This is a genomic window from Flagellimonas onchidii (genome assembly GCF_004804315.1).
GTDB lineage: Bacteria > Bacteroidota > Bacteroidia > Flavobacteriales > Flavobacteriaceae > Flagellimonas > Flagellimonas onchidii.
On record NZ_SRXX01000008.1, the window covers coordinates 167,734 to 180,020 of the forward strand.

The 12,287-nt window shown below is 42.2% G+C and carries 4 protein-coding genes; all 4 read left to right on the plus strand.

Translation table 11 applies throughout. The features are described 5' to 3' along the window. Positions 1-18 precede the first annotated feature (18 nt). Positions 19-3,333 (plus strand): VCBS repeat-containing protein, encoded by a 3,315-nt coding sequence (locus tag E4661_RS10465; protein ID WP_136467050.1) that lies wholly within the window; start codon positions 19-21, stop codon positions 3,331-3,333. 11 nt (positions 3,334-3,344) lie between these two features. Beyond that, complete coding sequence (locus E4661_RS10470; protein ID WP_136467052.1) at positions 3,345-6,446, plus strand: DUF5107 domain-containing protein; 3,102 nt, start codon at positions 3,345-3,347, stop codon at positions 6,444-6,446. A 13-nt stretch (positions 6,447-6,459) separates the two neighbouring features. Beyond that, complete coding sequence (locus E4661_RS10475) at positions 6,460-7,263, plus strand: endonuclease/exonuclease/phosphatase family protein (RefSeq protein ID WP_168796360.1); 804 nt, start codon at positions 6,460-6,462, stop codon at positions 7,261-7,263. Positions 7,264-7,672: 409 nt separating this feature from the next. Further along, on the plus strand, positions 7,673-12,287 hold a 4,615-nt coding region (locus E4661_RS19295; RefSeq protein ID WP_205728946.1), incomplete at its 3' end, for a DUF8202 domain-containing protein.

Genomic DNA, 12,287 nt, shown 5'->3' on the forward strand with positions numbered 1-12,287 from the left:
TAAACCAACCGATAATTTATGTATCCCAATTACAAAACCTATTTGATTCTATTTTTAATAGGAGCAATCTGCTCATGTAAAAAAATAGACTCTAGCAAACTCTTTTCAAAAATGCCTTCCAGCCATACGGGCATCAAATTCAAAAATTTAGTTGTCGAAACTGATGAATTCAACATTCTTACCTATGGCAATATTTATAACGGAGGAGGAGTGGCCGTTGGGGATATCAATAATGATGGACTTCAAGACCTCTATTTTACAGGTAGTATGGTCGGCAGTCGTTTGTATATCAATGAGGGAGACTTTAAATTCAAGGAAATTGCAAAAGATGCAGGAGTATTTGCAGAGGGCCTTTGGAATACGGGCACCTCTATGGCTGATGTAAACGGTGATGGTTTTCTGGATATTTACATATGTAGGTCGGCTGCCAAGGATAGCGAAAGAAGACGAAATCTATTATTTATAAATAATGGCGACTTAACTTTTACGGAGAAAGCAGCTGAGTATGGTTTGGATGATTTTGGATATTCAACTGAAGCTAATTTTTTTGACTATGATCGGGATGGAGATTTGGATGTTTTTGTACTTAACCATTCTGTCCAACCGTATTCAAGTTTCAAAAATGCTTCTAAAAAACTTAGGGAAAAGATATATCCTGAATATGCAGACCGCTTATATAGAAATGACAATGGTAAGTTTGTGGATGTAAGCAGAGATGCGGGAATAATTTCCAGCCCACTCGGATTTGGTTTGAGTATTTCGGTAAGCGATATCAATGACGATGAATGGCCAGATATTTATGTGTCAAACGATTTTCACGAGCACGATTTCCTATACCTGAACAATGGTGATGGTACATTTACCGAAAGTTTAAAAGATTATATTGGGCATACTTCCCATTTTTCTATGGGGTCCGATATTTCCGATATAAATAATGATGGTAGGCCAGATATCATTACACTTGATATGCTTCCCGAAGGAAACTTTCGACAAAAAATGGTTTCAGGTCCAGACAACTATGATAAAAACCAATTTTTGGTAAACTCGGACTTCCATCACCAGTATATGCGAAATATGCTGCACTTAAATAAAGGCAACTCATTTGCCGAAATAGGACAGCTGGCGGGTATACACGCTACAGACTGGAGTTGGGCACCATTATTTGCAGATTTCAACAACGATGGTTTCAAAGATATTTTTATCACAAACGGTGTCAAGCGCGATTATACCAACATGGATTTCATGAATTTTGCTGTTCAAAAACGGCTGGAGGAAATGGATTCTGGGGTTGAGACCGCCATAAAAGACCTCCTTGAAAATATCCCCTCGACCATAGAAGAAAATTACGCTTACCAGAACAAAGGAGACTTGACCTTTAAAAAAACAACCGGCGATTGGGGGCTCGGAGGAAAATCCTTGTCAAACGGAGCCGCATACGCAGATTTGGATAACGACGGCGATTTCGACATTATCGTTAACAACACAGATCAAGAAGCTTTCATATATCGTAATAACAGCGAGTTGGACAGCCTTAACTACCTTAAGCTGCAATTAAAAGGAAGTGGAAAAAATACTTTTGCAATTGGAACCAAAGCGATTGTAAAAATTGGAGAAATGCAACTCCATCAAGAATTATTTCCAGCAAGAGGGTTTCAATCTTCAGTAGACCCATCCCTTATATTTGGTTTGGGCAAGCATAAAAAAATTGATGAGCTTAAGATTGTATGGCCTGATGGAAATACAACTATTGAAACCAACATAGAAGCAAATCAAACATTGGTTTTGGATCAAAAAAATGCAAAACCATCAAATGGTATTGAAAAGAAATCCCCTAAGCTCTATTATAAAGATGTAAGCTCAGATAGTTTATTAAAGTACACCCATAAGGAAAACAAGTTCATTGACTTTAAAAGAGAGTCACTGATTCCTCATATGCTCTCCACCCAAGGGCCAAAATTGGCTCATGCAGACATCAACAATGATGGTCTTGAAGACATCTTTGTTGGAGGAGCCAAAGGCAGTTCAGGAGGAATTTTTAAGCAAAATAAAAATGACCGTTTTGACCAAATAGAAAACACCTTTATTGAAGAGGATACCGAATCGGAAGATATTGACGCACTCTTTTTTGATGCTGATAATGATGGTGATTTGGATCTCTATGTGGTGAGTGGAGGACACGAATTTCAGGAAGAGTCTCCCGAACTTCAAGACAGATTGTATTTCAACAATAAAGGCAACTTCAAAAAGAACGAAGCTGCTTTACCAAAAATGTTGAACAATGGATCCTGTGTGAAATCGTATGATTATGACCAAGATGGTGACCAGGACTTATTCGTTGGAGGAAGATCTGTGCCAGGAGAATATCCATTGGCCGCCCGAAGCTATATTCTTGAGAATGATGGAAAGGGCAATTTTAAAGATGTGACTCAGCAGGTAAATCAAGATTTGGTTCAACCAGGAATGGTCACTGATGCTATCTGGACAGATTTTAACGGAGATAAGGTTAAAGACTTGATTGTGGTGGGTGAATTTATGCCGGTTCGCTTTTTTGTGAACGATAAAGGGAAATTGGTGGAAAACATTGACGCCGTTGCTGATAAGAACACAAAAGGGTGGTGGAACCGGATTGTTGAAGGAGATTTTGATAATGATGGCGATTCAGATTACATACTAGGGAATTTTGGTTGGAACTCCCAATTAAAGGCCACAATGGAAGAGCCTGTTCAACTTTACGCTAAGGATTTTGATGATAATGGAGCAATCGACCCTGTTTTATGTTCCTATTTAATGGGAGAAAGTTATCCGGTTTTCTCTAAAGATGATTTGGTTGGACAATTGAATGGATTGAAGAGCAAGTATGTAAACTACTCTGACTATGCAAGCCAAAAAATCTCCGATTTGTTCTCCGAAGACGAATTAAATGATGCATACCTTCTGGAAGCCAACAACTTTTCCACCAGCTTTATAGAAAATAAAGGGAATGGCCAATTTGTGCTCAAATCACTTCCAATACAAGCACAGTTTGCTCCGGTGTATGCAATTTTAGTGGACGATGTTAACCAAGATGGAAACCTTGACATTATTTTGGCTGGAAACTTTTATGGAACCCGAGTAAAATACGGACGATATGATGCCAACAAAGGACTTTTGATGTTAGGTGATGGTAAAGGAAGTTTTGAGTCCGTAGAAAACAAGTTGAGCGGACTTGACATTGATGGCGAAGTAAGGGATATACTGCTTGTTAAAAATGGATTGGAAGAGCCTTTATTGCTTTTTGCCAGAAACAATCAGCCTTTGGCTATTTACAGGTCAAATGCTTATAGCACCGATTAAAAAAACACTTTATGAAAAAAATAACACTCTTATTATTCCTGGTTTCACTGGGGATGATGGCTCAAAAAGCCACGATCACAGAGGAAATAAAACAGTTGAACACCTATGGCTTTGGCACTCCCAATCCGGTTCCCATACTGACAGAGAATCCCAAAATATTTCCATATTTCAAGTTTGAGGGGTACTCCCATACCTCTCAGAAGAAAGGATGGAAGGTAGTCAAGTTGGAAAATGACTATATCGAAGTATATGTATTACCCGAAATCGGGGGGAAGGTTTGGGGAGCGATTGAAAAGAGCACTGGAAATGAATTTTTGTACCGCAACGAAGTGGTCAAATTTCGAAACATCTCCATGCGTGGTCCTTGGACTTCAGGAGGAATTGAATTCAATTTTGGAATCATTGGACATCACCCTTCCACTGCTACTCCTGTAGATTATGCTACCCGAACCAATAAAGATGGTAGCGTAAGTTGCATTGTAGGGAATCTTGATTTGCCATCTAGAACGTATTGGCAAGTGGAGATTCGATTGGAAAAAGACAAGGCCTATTTTGAAACCAATGCTTCATGGTACAATGGTACGCCCCTAAATCAATCCTACTATAACTGGATGACCGGAGCAGCACCTGCAACTAACGATTTGGAATTCTTCATTCCTGGGAATGGGTTCTTGGAACACAACGGAACTTGGAAAAAATGGCCAATTGACGATAAAGGAAGGAATCTGGCCATGTACAAAAACAACAATTTTGGAGGCTCTAAATCGTATCACATTGTTGGCGATTATCAAAACTACTTTGGAGGGTATTATCACGACAGAAATGTTGGATTTGGTCATTTAGCTACCTATGAAGAAATGCCCGGACAAAAATTATGGCTGTGGGCATTATCCAGATCTGGTGGCATTTGGGAAGATTTACTCACCGATACCGATGGGCAATATATAGAGTTTCAGGCAGGGCGGCTGTTCAATCAGTATTTTCCTGGAGCCGAAAACCCTGTATCACAAGCCAACTTTGACCCTTACATGATGGATTCATGGCAAGAGTTGTGGTTTCCGATTAAAGAAATTGGAGGTATGGAGGCAGCGTCCGAATATGGTGTGCTCAACCTTGAGCGTGCCGATGGGAATGCCACAATTGGAATCAATGCCCTTCGAACGTTTAATGAGCCGCTACGGATTTTTATAAACGGTAAGGAGGTTTCCAAAGAAGACCTTCAAATGACGCCCATGCAAGTTTTTGAAAAAACGATTTCAGCTAAGGAATCGGATGTATTGAAAATCGTTTTGGGCAATAACAAACTACACTACACCTCTGTCAATAAAACATTGTTGAAAAGGGATTTTGTCCATAATCCCGAGGTGAAAATGTCCGAAGTGGAGCAATTGTTTCACGAGGCATCTGAGGCGATGAAGTATCGGGAATACGAGCTGGCAGATGAAAAACTTACCAAATTACTGGAGCTAAATCCAACCCACGCGAGAGCTTTGGTGCTTATGGCTGAAGCGGAATACAGAAAAACACGTTACAAGAAGGCTTTGAAATATGCGAATACCGCATTGCAGCTTGATACCTACAATCCATCAGCCAACTATATGGCAGGAATTACGTATTGGGCACAAGGTGACGCTATCAATGCGCTCGAAGCTTTTGGCTGGGCGGCTAGGGCAATGCAATATCGTTCCGTTTCTTATGCCCAGATGGCAGAAATCTACCTATTTCAAAACGATTTGAAAAATGCGGAGATATATGCCAAAAAAGCGTTGGATTATAACAAGTTCAATATAAATGCAAGACAAGTGTTGTTGGTAGTCTATAGAAAAAATGGTGATGCAGAGGCATTTAACAAGCAGCTGAACAAGGTGTTTAAGGGAAGTCCTATAAACCATTTTGCCACTTTTGAGAAGATTCAACATGAAAGTAATGACCCAAATAGTATTCTTAAGGGTATTCAAAATGAATTTGCAAATGAAACCTTATTGGAGCTTGCACTGACCTATTTAAATTTAGGGCAGAAAAAAGAGGCGTTGAAGGTATTGGAACTGAATGTGGACGACAGCAAATCCAAACTGATTAAGGCATATTTGATAAGAGAGGGAGATGCGGAAAAGAGTAAAGCTTTAATTAACGAGTTGGCAAATAGCTCGCCTAACTTCGTTTTTCCGTATAGGAGAGAGACTATCCCGGCATTGAAATGGGCTGTAGCTGAAAATGGCGATTGGAAGTTTAAATATTATCTGGCGCAAAACTATCTTGCTGTTGGTCAAAAAGACAAAGCGGTCGAGCTTTTAAAGCAATGTGGTGATGCTCCTGATAATGACGCTTTCTATAAATTCCGCGCCAAGGCCGATGCCAAAAGCGCTTATGAAAGCAAATTGAAAGACTATAATACTGCATTGCAGTTGAATAACAAGTACTGGAAAAACTGGGACGATCTTATTTTGTTTTATTTGGAAAATGGTAAAAATCAAGAAGCAGCAGCCTCTGGCAAAAAAGCAGTCAAGAAATTTAAGGACAATTATAATGTTGGATTGAGTTATGCAAAGGCATTGGTGGCTACCAACAATTATGCTCGGGCAATTTCCGTTCTTGGAAAACTAAATATCCTTCCCTTTGAGCATGCTTCCGAAAGCAAAAAAATATATAACAATGCGCACGTTTATTTGGCAAAGCAATACATGGACAAAAATCAATTTTCCAAAGCTATTGATTTACTTGAAGCATCAAAGGAGTGGCCAGAGCATTTGGGAGTGGGAAAACCCTTTAATCCTGATGATAGATTAGCGAACTATTTGCTAGGATTAGGGAATGAGAAATTAAATAAAAAAGACGAAGCTAAAACAAACTTTGAAGAAGTAAGTAACTACTCAGGGGGCAATAATGCCAGTCTAAATAACTTATTTGCACTAATCGCATTGGATAAGATCGGAAAGAGTAGTGACAAAGAAGCCTTGTTGTCCAAAATTAAAAAGGCATCGGCTGACAATCAAAATGCTGAACTGATATGGGCACTGTATCACAAGGATATGGAAAAAGCAGATGCTATTGCGGTTTCAAATGACATTGACCCAAGAATGATGAACATCCTGAAATATGTTTTGGACAAATAATCTTTTTGCTGAAATGAAATATATAAAAAGTAAAATAGCAATAGCATTTTTGATCCTCTTGATGGTTGCACCCGTTGTAGCACAAGAAAAAGAGGATACTAAAGTAAAGGTGAAGGTGTTGTCTTTTAATATTTTGGGAGGTCGAACTACCAAAGGAGACTTTAATTTGGATGCTTTGGCCAAACTTATCACTGATGCCGACCCCGATTTTGTTGCGATGCAAGAGGTAGATTACAAAGTAAACCGTTCCAAAAAGTACGATTTGGCTACGGAGTTGGGGTGGCGAACAAAAATGGCACCCATTTTTGCACGAGCTATGTATTATGATGGTGGCGAGTATGGTGAAGGGGTATTGTCCAAATACTCTTTCTTGAGCACCAGGAATGTGCCTTTACCTTATAAAGAAGGGCAAGAACCAAGGGCCGCGTTGGAAGTGGTTGTAGAATTACCTTCAAAGGATACTATCGCATTCGTAGGGACACACTTTGCCCACGAGACTAACGAGGGAAGGCAAGTTCAGGCTGAAAAAATCAATCAGGTATTCTCAAAAAACAAATACCCAACCATTTTAGCCGGTGATCTTAATGCAGTACCGGGTAGCGGACCCATTAATACCATGGAAGAAATTTGGCAAACCACCTATAATAAAGAAAACCCTGAAGCCACGCACCCATCTGACAATCCTAGGGTGAAGATAGATTATGTGATGTTCCACCCCAAAAATCATTGGCGTGTGTTGGAGAAGAAAATTATTGCGGATACCTACGCTTCTGACCATTGCGCCTATTTGGTAACGTTAGAACTTATACAGGAGTGATGAATTTATATTTAAAAACATACTTCACATAAATTTGACTTCTAAATGGAGATTGTAGATACCTTTATATAATAAGGTATAATCCAATTGAAAACCCAAATAAATTTACCCCGATGCGAAGCTTCGGGTTTTTTTATGGTTGTTCCTGCGAACACAGGGATCCGATTAACTGTACCTGATTTACCCCAAACACTGTGCAGACTTTGCTATCCTTATCGTATTTACCTTACGTTAAGCGGCTGATCCTAAACACGGTTCAGTAAAGTTTCGTAGATCCAAATGGGTCATTGGTCAATTAGGAAACCCCATCCGTGAATTCTTAGGGGGAAAATCTAGCCCTTATTCCTTTTTTTACTATGGATTAAAACTGTTCCAACCTCTTTAATCCATGAACCCAAAATCTTAACCTATGATACAAATGATACAAAAACTACTTTGCTACGTATTATCAATTCTTTTTTTGGAAAGAAAAAAGCACGCTCCGCTCGGTTCAACCCTAAACCAAAAAGTATCAAAATGGATGCTTTTAGGGTTGTTGCTTGTGGGTTCATCAAATGGTTTTTCGCAAGACTTGGACACCTGGTTGGCTGCGGACAGAGCCGTAAATCAACCGGCAGGTCCGGCAGGCCAATTTTATCAAATTTTAGGATTGGAACCACTGCTGTCAAACGGAGATGAGATATTCACATGGTATGATTTGATTGATGCAGGTGGTGCTGTCAACAGACAGAATGCAGTAGATCATCCAAATCCGGAAGATTACGAAAATGATTGGAAACAAGCTTTAAATGACGGGTTTGAGCATCCGGGCGGGCTAGGTTTTTTAACTCCTACTGGGGCTATACCCGATCGACCTACTTTTCAAAAAAATGTGATAAACTATAATCCCGTCATTCAATTTGACGGTTCTGGAAATGGCCAGGCGTTACATTTTCGTTCCCATACAAGAGAAGAACATGTTGGTGTGTTTATTGTGTTTCAGGGAGCTGGTGGTGGAAATTCTGCAGAAACAATGAGCCTGTTATTTGGCGGTGATATTGAAAATCACCTTAATGATAAGACCAATCTTTCTTTGGGATTATCCAGAAATATATCAAATGAAGATGTTTTTTCGATTGGTAGAACCTGGAAAAATGACGGCGGAGGTTTTTTTCAAGAGGGTAGTATTGATTTACAAGGATTGCCCACTATAGGTACCTTTGTTCGAGATGCTGAAAACTTTGGCAATGAACAGGAAAATTTAAGGACATATGTAAATGGCCTTTCAGATGTTAATACGACTAGAAATCATGCCCAAGCCCAACAAGACCTTTTCTATTTCAACAGATTGGGCAAACATTTCAATGACAACACACCAGATTCTCCGGGTAATTTTACAGGTGATATAGCAGAGATATTGTTGATAGATCATTCGGATGGAGCCATTGATCAAGATGATATCCAAAGAATTGAGAGCTATTTGGCCATTAAATATGGTATTACGCTGAATGCTTCTGGTACTTTGGGGAGTATAGTGGGGAATGATTCCTATGACTACTTGGCAGCTGATGGCACTATAATATGGTCTGTAGATGCAGATTATAAATATGACATAGCGGGCATAGGTAAAGATCGTAGTGCATCTAATTTACGTTACAATTTACATCAAGTAATTTCAAAAAGTGTGAATTCCGAGGCGCGGGTGACCATTGCGACAGACCCAGATTTCATTTCAGATAATTTTGACCCCAATAGAACAGCAATAGACCCTGTACCAAATAGCCCATCATCTCGGCATAACTACTTGTTGTGGGGTAATGATCATAGAGGCATAAACTTGACCAATGCAGAATTGCCGGCCCCTGCTACAACCGTTACCCAAAGAATAGAACGGGAGTGGTTAATGCAAAAGACTGAAAATTTGTTTAATATAGATGGCGACCCCATCAATGGAGTTAGTATAAGGGTCGATTTGTCGGGTTCTGATATACCGCTTACCTCACCTTGTGCCATCTATTTAATGATTGATACCGATGGTGATGGAGATTTCACAACAGGCCCCATTACCTATATTCTTGCAACAAATATAGTAGGCACGGATGTCTTTTTTGATAATGTGGATTTTGAGCACCAAGACGTATTCACGATTGGCTATGGCGATTTAATACCACCAACGGCCAATACACAAGTCATGAATGTTTGCGGTGATATGGCACCCGCCTTTGACCCTTTGGAAGTAATTAACGAGACCGATAATTGTGATATTCCAGCGGATCTTGTTATAACACATGAGGGAGATTCAGCTCCTCCAGTTGGTTCCGACCCTGCAGTAATTACCCGAACCTATAGGGTAACCGATACTTCTGGCAATTTCACCCTCGTAGACCAGACCATAAACCTATATCCACCACCCAATGCTGGTACTAACAATGTGATAAATATTTGCGTGGATGACCCATCTGTTGATCTTTTTGCAAGTTTAGGAGGAATGCCTGATGTAGGCGGTAGCTGGAATGATGATGATATGGTAATGGTAAATTTAGTGGATCCGTCCAACGTGGACTTTAATGGAGTTCCTGTAGGCATATATGGTTTTACCTATACAGTTAGCCCTTCCAATCCATCTTCTCCTTGTGCTAATGTCGATGCAAAAGTAATTGTTACTATAAACGATAATCCAACGGTAGCTGTAGCGGGGCCCGATATTTCCCAGTGCAACGATGGTAACTTTGTCATGGCCGCCAATGCTCCGGTGGTGGGCACGGGTGAATGGACACAGACATCAGGGCCTTTAGTATCAACATTGACCCTAAATAGTCCCATGGCCATTTTTACAGGACTACCGGCAGGCAGTTCTGCGACGCTCAGGTGGACAATCTCAAACGGTAGCTGTCTCGATAGTTTTGATGAGGTTGTAATCACCAATGATGCGCAGCCCGTGGTCGATGCTGGTTCTAATGAAGAAATTTGTGAGACAGGTTCTTTTGATTTATCTACATCATCCACTCCTCCATCAACTGTTAATTCCAGCTCCCTTTTATGGTCATCGGCAGGAGATGGTTCGTTCGATTTTAGCAATGTGTTGACTCCGATTTACACCCCAGGTGCAACGGACATTGACAATGGTTCTGTGGAATTGACTCTTAGGGCCAATGGCAATGGAAATTGTCCACCCGTAGAAGATAAGATGATATTGACAATTGATGAACAACCCGTTGTTGATTTGGGGCTTGATGACGAAACTTGCGGTGTGGATCCCTATGTAGTGGCGGCTGCCTTTGCTGATAAATATGATGGCTCCTTGGTATGGGACCATAATGGTAATGGGGATTTTGTTGATGCAACAGTGGTCAACGTGGTGTACGAACCCGATCCAACGGACGTCGGCACGGTGGTAACCCTTACCCTTACGGTGAACAGTGCAGGTGCTTGTTTTAGCGCTGAAGATGAAATGAACCTTACAATAAAAACACGGCCAGAAATTGATGCGAACATTTCTGATATTACAACATGTGGGGGAGATGGAACTATCAATTTGACTTTTGATAATGTGCCGAATGGTAGTTATACGATAACTTATGACGGGGGCAGTTTTCCAAATGTTTCGGTGGTTGACGAGGAGGCAACCATAAATGCCCCACAAGGAACATATAACAATCTTAGCATAATGGTCGATGGTTGTTTGTCAGTGGAAACCGATAACCCAAGTGTTACCCTTACCGACCCACCACCACCAGATGCCGATGCGTATGAGCCTGATGGCACAACAGTTTTTAATGAATGTGGACTAACCCATACGGTTGATGCACTTACCGCTATTGGAACAGGAACATGGACGCAAATATTAGGTCCTGGAAACTTGTTCTTCGAAACAGATGCCAATGACCCGGACCAGACCTTTACCGTTGACCAGTACGGGACATACACCTTCAGGTGGACGGATGTTAACGGCACGTGCGTTGATTTTGATGAGATAATGGTGAACTTTTACGAGGTCCCGACGGTTGCCGACGCGGGCTCCGATATTTCCCAGTGCAACGATGATAACTTTGTCATGTCTGCCAATCTTGCCACGGTCGGCACAGGGGTATGGAGCCAAGTGAGCGGCCCTGCAGTGGGCATTACGAATATTAACGATCCGGCGACAACCGTCACAGGGCTTGCCGTTGGGAACAGTGCTACATTGAGGTGGACAATATCAAACGGCAGCTGTCTGGCCACCTTTGACGAGGTTGTGATTACTAACAATGCGCTCCCGACGGCGGACCTCACTAGCAGCGATGCCGACGATGAGATTTGTGCGGGGGACAATGTGGTCTTCACGGGCTCGGGCGGTGACGAGTACGAATTCCTTGTTGACGGGGGCATCATGCAGGCGCTCTCCCCGGACGACACCTATGACACCACGTCCCTGTCCGACGGCCAGGTGATAACGGTAAGGGTTGTGGACACGGCCACGGGCTGTGAAGCGACCAGTACGGGGATAGCGATGACGGTGAACCCGCTCCCTACGATCTCGGTGGCGGCCACTTCCGACCCGAGCACCTGCGGTGGCAGTGATGGCTCGATAACGCTCACCTTCACCGATGTTCCCGACGGCAACCATGACATTGTCCATGACGGGGGGACCTTCAATGCGGTCCCTGTCGCTGGCAACTCGGCGACGATAAGCGGGCTTGTGGCGGGCAGCTACGACAATTTAAGGGTAACGGTCTCCGGCTGTACCTCTTTGGAGGACCCCAACGTTACGCTCACGGACCCTGTGGTCCCTACGATCTCGGTGGCGGCCACTTCCGACCCGAGCACCTGCGGTGGCAGTGATGGCTCGATAACGCTCACCTTCACCGATGTTCCCGACGGCAACCATGACATTGTCCATGACGGGGGGACCTTCAATGCGGTCCCTGTCGCTGGCAACTCGGCGACGATAAGCGGGCTTGTGGCGGGCAGCTACGACAATTTAAGGGTAACGGTCTCCGGCTGTACCTCTTTGGAGGACCCCAACGTTACGCTCACGGACCCTGTGGTCCCTACGGCTGACCTCA